This is a genomic window from Paracoccus niistensis (genome assembly GCF_042432925.1).
GTDB classification, from domain to species: domain Bacteria; phylum Pseudomonadota; class Alphaproteobacteria; order Rhodobacterales; family Rhodobacteraceae; genus Paracoccus; species Paracoccus niistensis.
This window is the reverse complement of sequence record NZ_JBHLWE010000045.1, coordinates 1-18,865: the sequence shown is the minus strand read 5'-3', so window position 1 is coordinate 18,865 and position 18,865 is coordinate 1. Positions and strand designations below refer to the sequence as shown.

The 18,865-nt window shown below is 65.6% G+C and carries 11 protein-coding genes, 1 tRNA gene and 1 pseudogene; 8 read left to right on the top strand and 5 right to left on the bottom strand.

Annotated features, from left to right (window positions below; all coding sequences use genetic code 11):
* Window positions 1–7: 7 nt before the first annotated feature.
* Entirely contained in the window at window positions 8–1,381 is a 1,374-nt protein-coding gene (locus ACFFII_RS14875) for an aspartate aminotransferase family protein (RefSeq protein ID WP_377699678.1), read from the bottom strand.
* 145 nt (window positions 1,382–1,526) lie between these two features.
* On the opposite strand from ACFFII_RS14875, the gene ACFFII_RS14870 reads away from it, so the two are divergent.
* Window positions 1,527–2,504 (top strand): LysR family transcriptional regulator, encoded by a 978-nt coding sequence (locus tag ACFFII_RS14870; protein WP_377699655.1) that lies wholly within the window; start codon window positions 1,527–1,529, stop codon window positions 2,502–2,504.
* Window positions 2,505–2,640: 136 nt separating this feature from the next.
* Here ACFFII_RS14870 and ACFFII_RS14865 read toward each other — a convergent pair whose 3' ends face one another.
* Window positions 2,641–5,601: a calcium-binding protein gene (locus ACFFII_RS14865; protein ID WP_377699654.1), complete on the bottom strand. Its 2,961-nt coding sequence runs from the start codon at window positions 5,599–5,601 to the stop codon at window positions 2,641–2,643.
* Window positions 5,602–6,052: 451 nt separating this feature from the next.
* Here ACFFII_RS14865 and ACFFII_RS14860 point away from each other — a divergent pair, with 451 nt between their 5' ends.
* From ACFFII_RS14860 to ACFFII_RS14850, 3 genes are all read left to right on the top strand, one after another.
* Entirely contained in the window at window positions 6,053–6,718 is a 666-nt protein-coding gene (locus ACFFII_RS14860; RefSeq protein ID WP_377699653.1) for a TetR/AcrR family transcriptional regulator, read from the top strand.
* A 64-nt stretch (window positions 6,719–6,782) separates the two neighbouring features.
* Entirely contained in the window at window positions 6,783–7,985 is a 1,203-nt protein-coding gene (locus ACFFII_RS14855; protein WP_377699652.1) for an efflux RND transporter periplasmic adaptor subunit, read from the top strand.
* 3 nt (window positions 7,986–7,988) lie between these two features.
* On the top strand, window positions 7,989–11,153 hold the full coding sequence (locus tag ACFFII_RS14850) for an efflux RND transporter permease subunit (RefSeq protein WP_377699651.1): 3,165 nt from the start codon (window positions 7,989–7,991) through the stop codon (window positions 11,151–11,153).
* Between the two features lie 110 nt (window positions 11,154–11,263).
* On the opposite strand, the gene glpX is transcribed toward ACFFII_RS14850, so the two are convergent.
* Together glpX and ACFFII_RS14840 are read right to left on the bottom strand one after the other, a co-directional pair.
* Window positions 11,264–12,232: a class II fructose-bisphosphatase gene (gene glpX, locus ACFFII_RS14845; protein ID WP_377699650.1), complete on the bottom strand. Its 969-nt coding sequence runs from the start codon at window positions 12,230–12,232 to the stop codon at window positions 11,264–11,266.
* 95 nt (window positions 12,233–12,327) lie between these two features.
* Entirely contained in the window at window positions 12,328–12,588 is a 261-nt protein-coding gene (locus ACFFII_RS14840; RefSeq protein ID WP_377699649.1) for a BolA family protein, read from the bottom strand.
* Window positions 12,589–12,660: 72 nt separating this feature from the next.
* Between ACFFII_RS14840 and ACFFII_RS14835 the strand changes: the two genes are divergently transcribed.
* The 3 genes from ACFFII_RS14835 (at window position 12,661) to ACFFII_RS14825 (ending at window position 15,601) form a co-directional block, all read left to right on the top strand.
* The gene (locus ACFFII_RS14835) at window positions 12,661–13,287 is read left to right on the top strand and encodes a DnaJ domain-containing protein (RefSeq protein WP_377699648.1); all 627 of its coding nucleotides are present in this window, start codon (window positions 12,661–12,663) and stop codon (window positions 13,285–13,287) included.
* Between the two features lie 350 nt (window positions 13,288–13,637).
* Window positions 13,638–15,380, top strand: coding sequence for a single-stranded-DNA-specific exonuclease RecJ (recJ, locus tag ACFFII_RS14830; protein ID WP_377699647.1), 1,743 nt, complete (start codon window positions 13,638–13,640; stop codon window positions 15,378–15,380).
* Window positions 15,381–15,526: 146 nt separating this feature from the next.
* Window positions 15,527–15,601, top strand: a tRNA-Glu gene (locus tag ACFFII_RS14825).
* A 150-nt stretch (window positions 15,602–15,751) separates the two neighbouring features.
* Here ACFFII_RS14825 and ACFFII_RS14820 read toward each other — a convergent pair.
* A pseudogene (locus ACFFII_RS14820) lies at window positions 15,752–16,183 on the bottom strand (tyrosine-type recombinase/integrase); the annotation flags it as partial.
* A gap of 1,461 nt (window positions 16,184–17,644) precedes the next feature.
* On the opposite strand from ACFFII_RS14820, the gene ACFFII_RS14815 reads away from it, so the two are divergent.
* The gene (locus tag ACFFII_RS14815) at window positions 17,645–18,805 is read left to right on the top strand and encodes a PLL family lectin (RefSeq protein WP_377699646.1); all 1,161 of its coding nucleotides are present in this window, start codon (window positions 17,645–17,647) and stop codon (window positions 18,803–18,805) included.
* Window positions 18,806–18,865: the final 60 nt, after the last annotated feature.

Here is an 18,865-nt window from a genome sequence, read left to right as displayed (position 1 = left end):
CCCGGCCTCAGGCCGGGACGCCGACCTCGGTCTCCAGCTCGGCCAGCGACTTGGCGACGATCTCGAACATGTCGTCGGCCTGCTGGCGGGTGATGATCATCGGCGGGCAGAAGGCCACAGTGTCCGTCATGTTGCGCGAGATCAGCCCGTTGCGGTGCATGGCCGCGTTCATCAGCGTGCCCAGTCGGCCCGGCGTGGTGACGGACTTGGCCTGCTTGCTCTCGACCAGCTCGACCGCCGCGATCAGGCCGACGCCCCGGACCTCGCCCACCAGCGGGCTGGACTTCAGCGTTTCCAGCCGGGCGCGGAAATGGGCGCCGACCTCGCGCGCGTTGCCGACGAGGTCGTTTTCCTGGATGATCGCCAGGTTCTCCAGCGCGACGGCCGCCCCGAGGGGGTGCCCGCCTGCCGTGTAGCCATGGCCGAAGGTGCTGATGCGGTCGCTTTCGTCCGCGATTGGCGCGAAGAAGCGCTCGTTCATCAGGATGGCCGAGAAAGGCACGTAGCTGGAGGTGATCTGCTTCGACATCACCATCACGTCCGGCCGGATGCCGTAGGTGGTCGAGCCGAACATCTGGCCCGTCCGGCCGAAGCCGCAGATCACCTCGTCGGCGACGAACAGGATGTCGTATTTCGCCAGCACCGCCTGAATCTTGTCGAAATAGCCCTTGGGCGGGACGACCACGCCGCCGGCGCCCATCACCGGCTCGGCCCAGAAGGCGGCGATGGTGTCGGGGCCCTCGCGCTGGATCAGGGCCTCCAGGTCCTCGGCGCAGCGGGTGGCGAACTGTTCCTCGGTCTCGCCGTCGCGGCCTTCCTTCCAGTGATGCGGGCAGGTGGTGTGCAGCACGCGGTCCAGCGGCAGGTCGAAGGAGCGGTGGTTGTAGGGCAGCCCAGTCAGGCTGGCCGCCGCGATGGTCACGCCGTGATAGCCGCGCGTGCGGGCGATGACCTTCTTCTTTTCCGGCTTGCCCAGCGCGTTCGAACGGTACCACACCATCTTCAGCACGGTGTCGTTCGCCTCGGACCCCGAGTTGGTATAGAAGACCTTGCTCATGGGGACAGGCGCGATCTCGACCAGCTTCTCGGCCAGATCGATGGCAGGGCCGTGGCTCTTGTGGCCGAAATTGTGGTAGAAGGGCAGCTTTTCCAGCTGCCGGGTCGCGGCCTCGATCAGCCGGCGTTCCTTGAAGCCGACGCCCACGCTCCACAGCCCGGCGAGGCCCTCGATGTAGCGCTTGCCGGAGGTGTCGGTGACATAGATGCCCTCGCCGTCCTCGATGATCATCGGACCCACGTCCATGTGGCGGCGGGCGTTGGTGTAGCCATGGAAGTGGTGGCGGATGTCGCGCGCCTCGGCCGTGTTGCCGAAGTTGGTCATGTCGTCCATGTCGGAAGTCCTGCGGAATCGGAAAAGCTGGGCGCCGCAAGCCTGCCCGGCACCCCGGCGGTTGTCGACACCGGAGTGCTTGACCAAGGTTTGACGAACTGAAAACCTTGCGCGGACCGCAGCAGGGGAAAGGTCAGTGCCGCATTCTGGAACGCCCTTCCGCGGGAACCTGTCGGACATCGACATCGCCGCCCTGCGCGAGTTCATCGAGATCGTCGAGGCAGGCGGCATCACGGCCGCGCAGGGACGGCTTGGCAAGGGCAAGTCGGCGATCAGCCTGACGCTGTCGCGGCTGGAGGCGCGGTTGTCGATGCGGCTATGCGACCGGGGCCGTTCGGGATTCCGGCTGACCGAGCAGGGGCAGATGGTCCATTCCGCCGCCATCCAGCTGATGAGCGAGATCGGACGCTTCACGGATTTCATCGGGGCGGCGACGCACAAGCTGGAAGGCGAGGTCTCGATGCTGGCCGACGACAGCTTCCTGTTCGAGTTCGCTGACCCCCTGTCACGCGCCATTGCCCGCATCAAGGACCGTTATCCCAAGCTCAAACTGAACCTGCGGATGACCTCTCCGGACCACGTGCTGGCGTCGGTGCTGGAAGGCTCGGCCGACATCGGCTTCACGGCGCTGATCCGCCAAAGCGACGCGCTGGTCTCCACGCCCGTCTGCAAGGAACGCATGGGCATCTTCTGCGGCAAGGACCATCCGCTGTTTTCCCGCGACGACGCCTGCCTGACGATGGAGGAACTGCGCCGCCACGACTTCGTCGCGGCCGAGGTCGCGCAGGACGCCGATTACTCGGACTTTGTCGGCGCCTTCACGGTGACCGCCGTGGCGCCCACGATCCTGTCGCGGATGCTGCTGATCCTGTCCTCGCGCTATCTTGGGTTCATGCCGGTGGTCTTCGCGGCCCCTTGGGCGGCAAGGGGGGACATCCGCGAGATTGCCGCACGCGGCAGCCGTGGCGCCAACACCTGCTACCTGATCCACCGCCGCGCCCGTCCGCTCGGGCTGGCGGGCTCGATCTTCCGCCGCATGATCCTTGACGAGTTCGCAGGCTGGCAATCGGCTGACGAAGCAGCCCCGGGTGCCTTTGCATCAACCACTGGCTGACGGGCATCCATCTGTCGAGCGTCGAGCACTTGGGTAATTGACCGCAAACGGAAGCCGCGCGGTCCCGATCGTGGGACCACGCGGCTCTTGAAGGGGAGGGGCGCCAGACAGGCGAGCGCCCCGATGGTTCAAGGCCTCAGAAGAAGTCGGACGCGTCCAGTCCCTTGAAGACATAGATGCTTTCGCCGAACCTCAGCACCGCATCGTCGCCCACATCCTGCAGGCTGACAAAGGATTTTGCCGACGAGATGGCCGCGTATCCCGTGTAGCCGTTGATGGTCAGGATGTCCTGCGAGACGTCGAAGTCCGTGATGCTTGCGCGGCTGACGCCGGGGGACTGAGCATTCATGAACACGAAGCGGTCGGCGCCCGCGCCCCCGGTGAGGAAGTTCGAGGACGTGCCGCTCATATCGACCTCGATCCGGTCGTCGCCGTCACCGGCCATCACGTAATCCACGCCCGTGCCCGTTCTGATCAGGTCGTTGCCTGCACCGCCGACAAGCGTATCGTCATTGGCCCCGCCGATCAGCGTGTCCTGGCCGTCGCCGCCGTTCAGGTTGTTGTTGCCGTCTCCGCCGATCAGCGAATCATGGCCGAGCCCGCCCAGGATCACGTCGGCGCCGGGTCCGCCCGACAGGAGGTCGTTTCCGATGCCGCCGTCGATCGTGTCGGCATCGCTGCCACCGGTGATCGAGTCGCTGCCATCTTCCCCATACATCGCGTTCAGGCCGCGCACGGCGCTGATCACGTCGGCCCCGCTTCCACCGTACATGGTGTCGCTGCCGCCACCGCCGATCAGGGTGTCAAAGCCCGCGTCGCCGTACAGACGGTCATTGCCTTCACCACCCGAGATCCAGTCGTCGTCGGCCCCGCCGTTGATCACGTCGTCACTGCCATTGCCCGCAAGACTGTCCTTGCCGCTGCCGCCGTTGATCGTGTCCTGCTCGGCGCCGCCGATGATCGTGTCGTCCCCGTTCTCACCGGCCAGGAGGTTGCGGCCGCGAGCAGTCGTGATCATGTCGTTGCCATCCCCTCCGACCAAGGTGTCGTTGCCCCCTGCGCCGCCCAGCCTGTCGTCACCGGCGCCGCCGAACAACTGGTCGTTGCCCTCTCCGCCGTCCAGCGAGTCGTTGCCGAGGTTGCCGTACAGGACGTCATTGTCCGCACCACCATGGATGCTGTCGTTGCCATCGCCGCCGGTCAGGGTATCGTTGCCGGTATCCCCCGTGATCGTGTCGTTGCCGGTGCCGCCGTCGATGACGTCACGACCGGCACGACCGGTCAGGGTGTCGTTGCCGGAAGCACCGGTGATCGTGTCGTCGGACATGCTGCCGATCACGGTGTCGTCGCCTTCACCCGCATCGATCCGGCCCCCGGTCCAGTTCAGCTTGTCGCCTTCGGCGTCGGTGAAGCCAACTTCGATCAGGTCGTTCCGAGAGGTCCCGTTCACGACGCCGTTCTGGCGGAGGATACCGTAGTTCATCAGGATGACGCGGCCCTGCTGCCAAGTGACGGCCAGGTCATCGACCGCTCCATCGCCGTCCGAGTCGATCATGCGACCCGCGGCCACAAGCTCGGCATCGGTCCAGACCCGGGTGCCGAGGGTAAGGGTGTCGCCCTGTTCCCGGCGGTAATCCGTGACCACGTCCTCGCCACCGTCCGTGAAGACGAAGCTGTCCGCACCGCGCCCGCCGGTCAGCAGATCGTTGCCATTGCCGCCGTGCAGGAGGTCGTCGCCGTCACCACCCGACAGGACGTCGTTTCCGTTGCCCCCGTACAGCGTGTCATCGCCGTGCTGGCCGAACAGGTGGTCGCGCTCGGCGCGACCGGTCAGGATGTCGTTTCCGTCCCCGCCGAACAGCATGTTCATCGCGTTGCCGATGCCGGTCAGCGTGTCGTTGCCACCATAGCCCACCGCATAGCCAAGGCCGTCGAGGCCCGTCGGCCCCCGATCCTCGTCGGTGACAAAGCCGGCAAGCAGACGCGCGGTGATCGCCTCGTTCCCGGCATGTCCAGGATCGTCCTGGCCCATCGTGAAGGCGTTCATGCCATGGGCGAAGCTGTCGGGATGGCGGAAGCGGATCTGCCAGCCGTTGTCGATCGACAGGAAGGCGGACTGGCCCGTTTCCGCACCGGGGAACCAGCCGATCCCGATACCGGCATCCAGAAAGGCCTCGTAGGCGCGCGCCATCCAGAACGAAGCGTCGTTGCCAGAGGCATCGTTCGCCGGCCCACCCGTGGCGTTCGTTTCGGTGATGATGATGTCATCACCCGACAGGACGCCATAGTTCTGGCGAATCAGCGCCTCGAAACCTTCGAGTTCCTGGCCTGCCCCGCTGGCCCAGTCGGGGTAAAGATGCGCCGACCAGACCAGGTCGCTTCCCGCGGCGCCACGGATCTGGTCGAGCACCGAGCCCTGACCATCGAGTGTGCGGGTATTGGCGAGCACGTCGAATTTCGCTGAATAAGCGAAGCCGCCGATCATGATGCGGGCGTCCGACCGTTCCTGGACCATTTCCGCGAATTCGACCATGTGGTCGCCGTAAAGACGGATGAATTCGCCCTTGTTGCCTGTCCGGTCCTCGGCGCGCGCATAGGTATTGGGTTCGTTGACGGCCTCGAGCGCGTAGACGGCGTTCGCCGCCTGCGGATGGTCATCAAGCCAGTCGAGCATCTTGTCCCAGCTTTTCATCATCCGGTCGTGGATGGCTCCGTTCAGCTGGGCACGCATCTGGTCGGCCGAGGCGGGCTGCTCGTCGCCCCCTAGGCGCTGGATATCGCCGTCCGAGTAGTTGAAGACGAACTGGAAGCCCTGCTTCGCGGCCTCAAGGATGAACCGTTCGTATTGCGGGTTCAGCGAACCATCGGAGTTGAACGAGAATGCGTTGAACGGCAGCCGAAGCGTGTTCACGTCCGGCAGGTTGATGCGAAGCTGCCGGGCATAGGCCTCGGGCTGACCCTCCATCCCCGTCGGGATGGTCTGAAACGACGACTGCCAGAGATAATACTTGTCGTCGGACGCGATGTTGGCGTCGTAGGTGCCCTTCTGCCTGTCGAGTGCGGCTTGAGTCTCGGCAAACACTTGCAGGTTGATCATATTGATCTGGGTCGTCGCGGACATAATCCCCTCACACGCAATAGTTGTGTCCATACAAGAGAACGACTCTTTAAAGACCGTTACGGTTGTAATCAGTGAGATCACTCACAATCACTATTCCGTGACGGAAACAGCAGCGCAATTGCCGTATTGATTAAAAATAAACTCAAACAATTAACTATGGCACTGCGCAAGCATCCGGCGACTCCCAGCGCAGGTCAGGGGTCAGCGGATAAACACCAAACATCCGGTATGAACACAACCTCTGATTGACTGGTTTTTCGGCGCGTGCCTTTGCATGGCTGCGGCAGATGAGCCATCCCTTTCCCGCAAGGTCGGCGAAGGAAGGCCGACCTCTCGGCTTCAGACCGGCATCTTCTCGCCGGAACGGCTTAAGGGTTTACATACATCCACGAATGTCTGTATATGCGTCGCTTCTAGAGGACAGAACATGCGCCGAAGCAAGGAAGACTCAGAGCAGACGCGCACCGCGATCCTGGATGCAGCAGAGCGGATGTTCTGCGAAAAGGGCTATGCCGCCGCCACGGTCGAATCGATCTCGCGTGCGGCGGGCCTGACGCGGGGGGCCTTCTACTGGCACTTCCGCGACAAGGCTGAGGTGCTGGCCGCGCTGCATGGGCGCACCTTCCTGCCGCAGGAAAAGATCCTGACCAGCGCCATTGCCCCCGATACCCCGGACCCGCTGGACTGCCTTTTCATGGCGGCGCTTGAAGCACTGCGTTCGTTTGAAGTGAACGAATGCGAGCAGCGCATCTTCCGCATCATGTCCGACCTGACCATCGAACAGGATGGACGAGAGGCTCTGGCCCGCATCCATGCCGAGATGCGGGCGCTGATCGGGACGGTGATGCGGCGCGCCCAGGCGAACGGCACGCTGAACCCTGCGGTCACGGTGGCCGAGGCCGAGCTGTACATCACCGTCACCATCGGTGGCCTGCTGGCCGAGTGGCTGACCTCGGGCAAGAGCTTTCCGCTGGCGCTTTCAGGTGAAAGACTGTTGCGCCACCTGATGACCCTGCTGCGCGCGGACCAGGGGGACGCCCCCCGACGATGCGACAGCCCGCCGCGCAGGGCGGGGCCGGAACTCGGTTCTTGACATTTGTGGCGCACGCGCGCCGAAAACAATCAACTTTCCTTCAGCGCTGACCTGAAAGTCCCCCATGTTCCATTTTTCGCTATCCCGCCCCGCCCTCGGGCTTGCAGGCGTCCTGCTGCTGGGCCTTGCGCCCTGCGTGGCCTCGGCCCAGGCACCGACGCCGACCGTCACGGTTCTGGAGGCACAGCCTACCGACTATACCCTGACTGCGCGCCTGCCGGGCCGCATCAAGGCCTCCACCATCTCCGAGGTGCGGCCGCAGGTGTCGGGCATCATCCGCGAACGGCAGTTCGAGGAAGGAACCGAGGTCGAGGCGGGTCAGCCGCTTTACGAGATCGAATCCGACACCTACGCCGCCGCGGCCAGCGCGGCCCGGGCGGCGGTCGCGCAGGCGCAGGCGAATTTCGACCTGGCGCAGCGCGAAGCGCAACGGGCCGAGGAACTGTTCACCAACCGCACCACCTCGGCTGCGGCCCGCGACGCGGCGATCGCCGGGCGGGACGCGGCCAGTGCGGCGCTGCAACTGGCCCAGGCGCAGCTGCAATCGGCCGAGATCGACCTTGAGCGGACGACGATCCGCGCCCCTATCGCGGGCGTGATCGGCTTTTCGCAGGCCACGCCAGGTTCGCTGGTCGCGGCGCAGCAGGCCAATCCTCTGACCACGATCCGCACGCTGGACCCTGTTTACGTGGACGTGACCCAATCCGCGAACGACCTGCTGCGCTGGCGGCAGTCCCAGCATGGCGGAGGCGTCCTGGCGACGGGTCAGGCCACGCTGATCCTGCCCACGGGAGACGAATATCCGGTCAAGGGCGAGCTGCGCGCGGCCGAGCCTCAGGTCGAGCCGACCACCGGCATGATCACCCTGCGGATCGCCTTCCCGAACCCCGACAAATTGCTGCTGCCCGGCCTTTATGTCGAGGTGATCCTGCCCCAGATCGAGGAAAAGGGCGTCTACCTGGTTCCGCAATCGGTCGTGATGCGCGACCAGAGCGGCACTCCGAACGTATGGGTGGTCGAAAACGGCACGGTCGCGGTGCGCCCGGTGACGGTGGAAACCTCGGACGGAAACAACTGGGTCGTCACCGGGGGCCTGAACCCCGGCGACCAGATCATCGCCACCGGCTTCCAGAAGGTCGCCCCCGGCGCCCCCGTGGAGATCGCGCCCGATCCGGCCGAGGCCGGCGCGCAACCCGAGGGTGGTGCCCCCGGTGCCGAAGCCGCGCCGGCTGCGGCCGCAGCGGCCGCCCCGGCGGAAGGAAACTGAGGCATGGCGCGCTTTTTCATCGACAGGCCCATCTTCGCCTGGGTCATCGCGATCATCATCATGGGCCTGGGGATCCTTTCGGTCCTCAGGCTGCCGATCTCGCAATATCCCTCGATCGCGGGGCCGTCCGTCGTCATCAGCACGGTCTATCCCGGCGCCTCGGCCCAGACCTCGGCCGACACGGTGGTGCAGATCATCGAGCGCGAGATGACCGGCCTCGACGGGCTTCGCTACATCGACTCGTCCACCACATCGACCGGCGGGGCGCAGATCACCCTCAGCTTCGAGCTGGGGACCGATCCCGACATCGCCCAGGTGCAGGTCCAGAACAAGCTGGCCCAGGCCGAGGCCGGGCTGCCCGAGGCGGTGACGCGGCAGGGCATCACGGTGCAGAAGTCGGCGACCGGCTTCCTGATGGTCGTGGGCCTTGTCTCGACCGACGGGACGCGCACGGCCGTTGACCTCGCCGACTATCTCAACTCGTACATGGTCGAGCCGCTGTCGCGGATCGACGGCGTGGGCGGCGTGCAGGTCTTCGGGTCGGAATACTCGATGCGGATCTGGCTCGATCCGACACGGCTCAAGTATTACGACCTGTCGCCGGACCAGGTGGTCGCGGCGATCCGGGCGCAGAACGCGCAGATCTCGGCCGGGGCCTTCGGCGCGATGCCGGCTCCCGAGGGCCAGCAGCTCAACGCCACGATCACGGCGCAGTCGCTGCTGCGCACGCCCGAGGATTTCGAGCGCATCGTGCTGCGGGCCGACGTGGACGGCGGGCTTGTCCTGCTGCGCGACGTGGCCCGGACGGAACTGGGCTCGGAGAACTACGAGATCGAGGCCTTCTTCAACGGCCAGCCTGCCTCGGGCATGGCAATCCAGCTCGCCTCGGGCGCCAACGCGCTGGAAACCTCGGAACTGGTCAAGGCGCGGCTGGCGCAACTGGCCGAAACGATGCCGGCGGGCGTGGAATACGTCATTCCCTATGACACGACGCCCTTCGTGCTTCTGTCCATCGAGGCGGTGATCCACACGCTGGTCGAGGCGATCATCCTTGTCGTTCTCGTAATGCTGATCTTCCTGCACAACTTCCGGGCCACGCTGATCCCGACGCTGGCGGTGCCGGTCGTGATCCTCGGCACCTTCGGGATCATGGCCGTGCTGGGCTTCAGCATCAACACGCTGACCATGCTGGCGATGGTTCTGGCCATCGGCCTGCTGGTGGACGACGCCATCGTGGTGGTCGAGAACGTCGAGCGGATCATGCGCGACGAGCATCTCGGCCCCGTCGAGGCGACCCGCAAGTCGATGGACGAGATCTCGGGCGCGCTGGTCGGCATCGGCATCGTCGTCTCGGCGGTGTTCGTGCCCATGGCCTTCTTCGGCGGCTCGACCGGCGAGATGTACAAGCAGTTCGCCGTGACCATCGTCAGCGCCATGATGCTGTCGGTGTTCATCGCGCTGACATTCACGCCCGCGCTCTGCGCCACCATCCTCAGGCCGCATGACAACCACGGACTGTCCTCGGGGCGGCGCCAGGGCATGCTGGCGCGGCTGGGCAACGGCTTCAGCAACTGGTTCGAGCGGAACTTCGGCCGCGTGACCAACGGCTACATGCGCATCGTGCGCGTCGCGACGGCAGGGCCGCTGCGGATGATGATCGTCTATGGCCTGCTTGTCGCGGGCATGGTGCTGATGTTCCAGCGCACGCCGACGGCCTTCCTGCCCGACGAGGACCAGGGCGCGATCATGACCATCGTCCAGGCGCCCAGCGGCACCACCGCGCAGGCGACCGAGGCGGTGCTGAAGAAGGTCTCGGACTACTACACGACCGCCGAGGCCGAGAATGTCGAGTCGGTCTTTTCGGTGCGTGGCTTCTCGTTCTCGGGGCAGGGGCAGAACATGGGCATGATGTTCGTCCGCCTGACCGACTGGGAAGAACGCGCCGACCCTGAAAAGTCCGCCGCAGCCATCGCGGGCCGCGCCTTCGGGCCGCTGATGGGCGGCATCCGCGAGGCTCTGGTCATCCCGATCGTGCCACCCGCGGTGCTCGAACTCGGCAATGCCAGCGGTTTCTCGGCCTACCTGACCGCTGCCGGGGGCCAGTCGCACGAGGAACTGCTTGAGGCGCGCAACATGCTGCTGGGCATGGCGGGCGAAAGCCCCATGCTGACGGCGGTGCGCCCCAACGGCGTCGAGGACGCCTCGCAGTTCCAGCTGAACATCGACTGGGCCAAGGCGGGCGCGGTCGGGGTGACGGCGACGGACGTGGGATCGTTCCTGGCGACGGTCTGGTCGGGGTCCTATGTCAACGACTTCATCTACAACGGCCGCATCAAGCGGGTGTATGTCCAGGGCGAGCCCTGGGCCCGCACCGCGCCGCGCGACCTTGAACTCTGGCGGATCCGCAATGCGAACGGCGAGTTCGTGGACTTCTCGGCCTTCGCCACGCAGGACTGGGTCTATGGCCCCCAGCAGGTCAAGCGCTATGACGCGCTGCCCGCCATGGCGATCGACGGCCAGCCTGCGCCGGGATATTCGACCGGCGACGCGCTGAACGAGATGGAGCGTCTGGCAGGCGAGCTTCCGCCCGGCTTCAGCCTGCAGTGGACCGGTCTGTCGCTTGAGGAGAAGGAGGCCGGGGCAGGCGCCTTCGCGCTTTACGCCCTGGCGCTTGCGACCGTGTTCCTGTGCCTGGCCGCGCTTTACGAAAGCTGGACGATCCCGATCGCGGTGCTGCTGGCGATGCCGGTTGGTGTGCTGGGCGCCCTGATCGGCGCCTGGGTCGGCGGACAGGACAACGGCGTTTATTTCCAGGTGGGCCTGCTGACCGTCGTCGGCCTGACCGGCAAGAACGGCATCATGATCGTGGAATTCGCGCGCGAGCGGATGGAGTCCTTTGGTGAAAGCGCGGTCGAGGCGGTGCGCCATGCCGCCCAGCTGCGCTTCCGACCGATCGTGATGACCTCGCTGGCATTCGGACTGGGGGTGCTGCCGCTGGTGCTGTCCTCGGGCGCGGGGGCAGGGGCGCGGCACGCCATCGGCTATGCGACCTTCTTCGGGACCTTCACCGGTACGGCTCTGACGCTGGTCTTTGTTCCGGTGTTCTATGTGCTGGTCACGCGGCTGTTCAGCCGCAGGCGCCTCCCGCAGGCAGCCAAGGCAGGCTGAGCCGACCGGATCGGTCCCGCTTCGGCGGGGCCTTTTCATCAGCCGGGCTGAAAGCAGAACGGCCGCCGCAGGAAACTGCAGCGGCCGTGTCCTTTACCAATGACAGAGGATCAGCGGATCGGGTTGCGATAGATCATCCGGCGGACCGAGCCGGTCTTGGACCGCATCAGGATCGTCTCGGTCTCGATGAAGTTGGGCTCGCGGCGCAGGCCCCTAACGATGGACCCGTTGGTGACGCCGGTGGCCGAGAAGATCACGTCGGCAGTCACCATCTCGTCGCGGGTGTAGATGCGGTTCAGGTCGGTAATGCCGGCCTTGGCCGCGCGGCCGCGCTCGTCGTCGTTGCGGAACATCAGTCGGCCCCACATCTGCCCGCCCATGCATTTCAGGGCCGAGGCGGCCAGCACGCCTTCGGGCGCCCCGCCCGACCCCATGTACATGTCGATGCCGGTCTTCTCGGGCTCGGCCACGTGCATGACGCCCGCGACGTCGCCGTCGGTGATCAGGCGGATCGCGGCGCCGGTGGCGCGGACCTCGGCGATCATCTCTTCATGGCGCGGACGTTCCAGGATGCAGACGGTGATGTCCTCGGGGCGCACGCCACCGGCCTTGGCCAGCGCATGGACCCTCTCGCTGGGGGACATGTCGAGGCTGACCACGTCCTTGGCATAGCCCGGGCCCACCGCCAGCTTGTCCATATAGACGTCGGGGGCGTGCAGCAGCGTCCCGCGCGGCGCCATGGCGATCACGGTCAGCGCGTTCGGCATGTCCTTGGCGGTCAGCGTGGTGCCTTCCAGCGGGTCCAGCGCGATGTCCACCTCGGGGCCTTCGCCGCTGCCGACCTCTTCGCCGATGAACAGCATCGGCGCCTCGTCGCGCTCGCCTTCACCGATGACGACGACGCCCTTGATGTCGAGCATGTTCAGCTGCTCGCGCATGGCGTTCACGGCGGCCTGGTCGGCGGCCTTCTCGTCGCCGCGGCCGATCAGCCGCGCCGAAGCATGGGCCGCCGCCTCGCTGACGCGGGCAAGGCCCAGCGACAGCATCCGGTCGTTGAAGTCGGTGGTAGAGGCGTTCATCGGTCGTTCCCTTGCTGGCCGTTTGCAGGCGCTCTTAGGCCCGCCTAGGGGTTGCGTCCAGTCTGGGGGCGCTAACAGCCTACAAATGAGGGCAATCAGCCCGCCGACAGTTCCAGCGCCAGCGCATGGATGCGGGGGACGATGTCGCCCAGCGTGCGGTTGACCAGCCGGTGCTGTTCCACCCGGCCCAAGCCCCGGAAGCGCGGCGATGCCATGCGGATGCGGAAATGCGTCTGCCCGCCCTCGCGCCAGCCGCCGTGGCCGCGGTGCTGTTCGCTTTCGTCGATCACTTCCAGCCGCGTGGGCTCCAGCGCGGCCAGACGCACCTGCATTTCCTCGGCGATACTCTGCTTCATTCGGGCTCTCCCCCTTTTTCTTCCGGCGAAAAGCCCTACACTCCCCGTCCCGAGTCGAAAAGCAGGCCATTCATGTCCAACAGCGACCCGTTCGGTTTCGATATCTCCGCGGCTTCCGACAAGAAGCGGCGGTCCAAGGGTCGTCGCGGCATGTCCGGCGCCTTCGAGACATCGACCCGCAAATGCGACAAATCCGGCTGCACCCAGCCGGGCCAGTACCGCGCGCCCAAGTCTCCGAAGCACCTGGATGACTACTACTGGTTCTGCAAGGAACACGTGCGCGAGTACAACACCAACTGGAACTACTTCCAAGGACAGTCCGAGGCCGAGTTCCAGGAGTTCCTGGACAACGCCACCGTCTGGGAACGCCCGACCCGTCCCTTCGGCCGGGCCACGCAGGAACAGGCCTGGGCACGCCACGGCGTCAACGACCCGCTGGAGATCCTTGGCGCGAACGGCACCAATCCCGAAGTCCGTACCCGCGCGACCCGCAAGCTGCCGCCCACGGAACGGCGCGCGCTGGAGATCCTGGATGCCAAGGACAGCTGGACCAAGCAGGAGATCCGCAAGCAGTACAAGTCCCTCGTCAAGGACCTGCACCCGGACATGAACGGCGGGGACCGGTCCGACGAGGACCGGCTGCAGGAAGTCGTCTGGGCCTGGGACCAGATCAAGGATAGCCGCAGCTTCAAGGACTGAGCAGCGCTCCTGCCTGAAACGCCGGACCGGGGCGCTGCCTCCGCCCCGGCGCGCGAACTCCCTTCCTTGCGGGAAGCAGTCCAGTGGACAGTCTCAGGCGCGCACGAAAGTTCGGGTATGCGCGCCATGGACAAGCAGGAAACTTCCGCACGGCATCGCGCCGGGGCAACACGGAACCGCTTTCTCACCTCCCCAATCAACCAAGGCAGTTCTTCTTCGCCCAAATATCCCGGGGTCCGGGGCAGCGCCCCGGTCCGGCGGTGACGCAGGCGAGCCCCCGCCATTCACATCGCCGGGACACCCACTCCCTTGCCCTTGCGCCGGATGCCTTTGGTCGCGACAAGCGGCGCATGACTGCCTTCCTGAATGTCGAACGCTCGCTCACAGGGCGGCGCTGGTCCGGGCCCGATCCCGCCGAGGAACGCCTTGCCGAGGGCCTCGCGCAATCCGCGGGCCTGCCCCTGCCTGTCGCGCGCATCCTCGCTGCCCGGGGCGTGACCGCCGCCGAAGCCCCCGGCCACCTGGAGCCGCGCCTGCGCGAGCTGCTGCCCGATCCCCTGCGCCTGCGCGACATGGTGCCTGCCGCCGAGCGGCTGGTCGCCGCTGTCACGGCGGGCGAGCGCATCGCCATCTTCGCCGATTATGACGTGGACGGCGGCGCTTCGGCGGCGCTGGTCCTGTGCTGGCTGCGCGCGCAGGGCAGGGACGCCACGCTCTACGTTCCCGACCGCATCGAGGAGGGTTACGGCCCGAACGCACCCGCCATCGACAGGCTGGCGCAGGATCACAGCCTGATCGTCTGCGTGGACTGCGGCACGCTGAGCCACGAGGCGCTGGAGGCCGCACGCGGCCGGGCCGACGTGATCGTGCTGGATCACCACCAGGGCGGCGAGACGCTGCCCCCGGTTCTGGCCGTGGTGAACCCCAACCGTGCGGACGAGGATGGCGCGCTTGGCCATCTCTGCGCTGCGGGTGTCGTCTTTCTGACGCTGGTGCAGGCGAACCGCGTCCTGCGTGCGCAGGGGCGGCCCGAGCCTGAACTGATGTCCATGCTGGACCTCGTGGCGCTGGCAACGGTGGCGGACGTAGCCCCGTTGATCGGCGTGAACCGTGCCTTCGTGCGGCAGGGACTGGCCATCATGGCGCGGCGATCACGGCCGGGACTGGTGGCGCTGTCAGACGTGGCGCGGCTGGATAGCGCGCCCTCGGCCTTCCACCTGGGCTTCCTGCTGGGTCCGAGGATCAACGCGGGCGGACGGGTGGGGAGGGCGGACCTCGGCGCGCTCTGCCTCAGCTGCACGGATCCTGCCGAGGCCGGGGCGCTGGCGCAGGAACTGGACGCCCTGAACCGCGACCGCCGCACGATCGAGGGCGCCGTGCGCGAGGCGGCGCTGGCGCAGGCCGAGGCGCGTGGCGATCCCGCGCTCTCCTGGGCCGCAGGCGAGGACTGGCATCCCGGCGTCGTGGGGATCGTCGCGGCGCGGCTGAAGGAGGCCACGGGCCGCCCCTCGGTCGTGATCGGCGTTTCGGGCGGCATCGGCAAGGGCTCCGCTCGCTCGGTCCCCGGCGTGGACATCGGCCGTGCGATCCAGCGGCTTGCCGCAGAAGGATTGATCGTCCGGGGCGGGGGCCATGCCATGGCGGCGGGCCTGACGGTCGAGGCGGCGCTCATCCCCACTGCCATGGCCAGACTGTCCGAACTGGTCGCCGGAGCCTTGCAGGGGCAGGAGGCGGGCGCGCTGCGGATCTCGGGCCTACTGGACGCGCGCGCCGCAAACTTCGAGATGATAGAGGCGCTGGACCGCGCCGGTCCCTTCGGCGCAGGCGCTCCTGCGCCCCGCTTCGCGCTCTCCGACCAGATTCTCGAGCAGGTCCAGACCATGGGCGAAAGCCACCTGCGCCTGCGCGCCCGCAGCCCCGGTGCGCCGCCCTTGGACGTAGTTGCCTGGGGGGCGATGCAGGGCCCGTTGGGTCCGGCGCTGCTGGGCGCGCGCGGCCGGCGCTTTCATCTGGCGGGCAAGCTGGAACTGTCCACCTACGGCGGTCGCCAGCGCGTCAGGCTGCGCCTGGACGACGCCGCCGAGCCCGCCTGAGCGGGACAAGAGCGGGCTTTTCCAAGGATTTGAGAGCGAAGATGAAGAAAAATCATCCGACCCTTATTTTTTCTCTTGCGGCCCTCCGGAGCATTGCCTAAACACCGCTCCACGCCACGCAGCAAACGCTGCAAGGCGCCAAAGGTGGCCCGTTCGTCTATCGGTTAGGACGTCAGGTTTTCAACCTGAAAAGAGGGGTTCGACTCCCCTACGGGCTGCCACTTACCTACTGAAAATTTTGTTTTCAGTGACGTTCCTTCGGGAAGTGTTCGACGCTTTTGGGGCTGCGGGACACCTGCCGCCTTGCGAGCTTTCTCAACGCGCTCGAAGCCGGACAGCACCAGGCCTGCCCGCTCGACGTCTGCTACGTAGCGGGCGCTGGACTTGACATCGGAATGCGAGAGACGCGCGGCCACTTCGAACACGCTGGCGCCAGCCTTGGCAAGTTCGTGCGCGGTCGCTTTCCGGATGCCGTGCTGAGAACGCACCGCCTTGCCGTCTGCACCCGTAAGTTTTGCCGCGACGATCCAGTCCCGGACTTTGTTGTCGAGAGACCCCGAGGACGCGAAAGGTCGGCCGGACTCCGTCCGCAGGAACGTCGCCTCCTCACCTGTGTCGTTGGCCAACTCGTCGGCGAGCTCGTCCATGATGGGGACTGTGACCGGCTTGGACCCCTTTTTCCCCGGCTGCCATGTGAGAAACGCCCTGCCGCCCTCCAGGACGATGTTGTGCACTCCCAGCTTGTTCATGTCGCCGATCCGCCCAGCCGTGTTGCGGGCGAGATAGAACCAGCGCCGGGCCATCGTGCCCGGTCCGTGTTTCTCAAGAAACGTTTTCTCGTCGTCGACATTCCAAGCGGTTGCGCCACCCATCGACTTGTGCGGCGAGGCCATGCGGAGAACTGGCGAGTCTACCGGGAAACCCCGATCCTCGCCCCACTTGTATGCGGCCTTGAGGGCCTTCAGGCATGTCTCGGCAGCACCGGTCCGGGCACCAAACTGATCGAGTATGTAAACGAAGGCCGGTTTGGGCATGGCTGCCGCGAGGGAGCCCATACGAACTCCATTCTTTTTGATGTCGCAGGCTTGCAGTAGCCCTCGTGTGCGTCCCAAGCGTGTCAGCTCGCTCATTTTTCCGGTCGCGACGAGCGCTGCCATGGCCTCACAATACCGCTCGCGCAGCTCGTCGAGCTTGCCGCGCGATGGCTTGTCAGGCGCCTTCAGTTCGGCCTTCTTCCCGAGCCGAGCCGCTTCGTAGTGCGCGTGAAAATCGGCGTGACCGGGCCCGACAGGGATCGTCATTTTCTTTCCCTTCTGCCCAGCACGTCGAACGCGCCAGCGGACCTTGCCCGCCTTCGTGAATTCCTTACAGAGACCCGCGAATTCCGCCTCGACCTTCATGCCACATCCCCCCACGTCAGCGGGGCATCATCTTTGCTGTCCCCGCCGGCATCCTGCTCGGCTCCGGAGACTGGCGCCCTAACCTCATCGATATAACGAATATCTACTCGCACAGTCCCATGGGCTTCGATGACGAGGGCTCCCGGGGTCAGTCCTGCCGCCACAATGGCGCAGACTGCGTTGTTGATGGTTGCTGGTGATGGCTTGGCTGCTGGCATGGATCTATCCGTCTCTGACGGACACGAGGGCTGCGGCAATCAGTCCGGCAAAGGTCAGCATCTTTATCTTCTGGGCGTTTTTCCTCCTCCGCCTTTCGCGACCGAGTTCGCGTCGTGCTGGCTCGGGAGGAGTTCCGGTGACCACAATTCGGAGCCGCTCTTCCGTGGCGGCGGTTCGGGAGAAGACGGCCGTGCAGCGCAGGACTTCGGGAGCCTGCGTCCCATGTCCTTCCCCGTCGCACGGCGATGGCGGGGAAGGCGGATGCCGGGCTCCCACCCGGCATCGGACCTCGTGAATATGCGGCTATGCGGCGGAGATCGGAAATGATCCCAAGAGAGCTACCCTCTCGGCCCTGTCCTGACTTTCCGGCTGGATGAATAGCCATTCTTCCCCTCGGACCCGAGGCATTGCGATGCCCTCATGAACCCACGCATGACAAGGTGGCGGGAAAAAGGCCGGCGGTGTAGACGCAAGCTGTTTCTTGAAAAATCGCGCAGACCGGATAGGCTCTGATTGCGCTCCAATGCAGGGCACAAGGTGCTTTGCTCGGGCGTGCCGTGGTTCTGCCTGCCTGATCCATGACTGAAGCTGCCGCGAGGATGGCGGATCCGGTCATGCGGAAGTTCAGTTTGTTGCGATGGCCCGATGTATGTTTTGGTCCCCTTCACGATCGAGCAGGTTTCACCGCCATCGCACGAGCAGATGTGCCGCGTGAAGGTGACATGGATCTATAGCAATCAACGCCCTGATCTTATCGAGTTCTGGTGGCAGGGCGCTTCGAATTCCAATTGGGAGCCACTCCATCAGACCGTGATCGCCGATGAGAACAGCGCGACTCAGGAGGTCGAGCTGATGATTTCGGCTTGGCCCGGGAAACTGATCCTTTGTCCCCGCAAGACCGAAGGGAATACGCTTCTCTTCTATCAGCCGGACGATGAAGGGACAAATGTGGAGTGGAGGGATTTCTGCCTTTGGCGGAGTTTCACGGCCGAGCGACTGGCCGAGCGCCCCTCCCCGAAATGCGTCAAGCCCCCTGAAATCACCGGGATCGATGTGGATCGGGGCAGCATCATCATTCGCTGGAACAACCCGGAGGGCTACGACGAGTTCGAGGTGGAATTAAGGCAGGACGACATCGGGCGTTCGCCCCTTTATTACCGCACGGAGGAGCAATGGATCCGTATCGGCCGGCTCCAGGCAGGTGAAAAAGTTTCGTGTATCAAGGGCATTCACAACAATGCGCTCTGGCTGCCCGGATGCGACTCGCCTTGGTCCCGTGAGCGCCGCGCGACTCTTCCGTCCGAGCTTTCCTACTTCGTGCCGCAGTTCCCGCCGGGTGCGCCGGTTGCGGCCGTCTCCCGCGGGGAGGAGCACCAGGAAGTGGTGGTCTGCCACGCCGATGGCCATCCAATGGGGATATGGAAGCTGACGCCCGGATGGGACTGGGAGCCATGGTTCCGCCATGCGCGCGGACCCGGCTTCCCTGTGGGGACCCCGGTTGTGGCACTCTCGCGCGACAGGGAGTTCATGGACCTTTACGCCGCTGCCGAGGATGGTCGCGTGCAACTTGCCTGGTGGCACGGGAACCCATGGAGAGAATGGATCGAACACAGCGATCCGCGCTTCCCCTCGCCGAGCTTCATTGCAGCGCTGGCCCGAAGCTCGGACCACACGGATATCTTCTGCGTGGACGGCGACGAGATGATGCGGTGGAACTGGTGGAACGGCCCGCCTTTGCGCGGATGGAGTGATATCGGAGGCGTGAAGTTTCCTCCCGGCGCTCCTGTTGCCGCGATCAGTCGCTAGGCTCAGGACCCATTGTCTTCATGGCCAGAACATGACGGTGGCTGCGAGGGGTCGACGCAT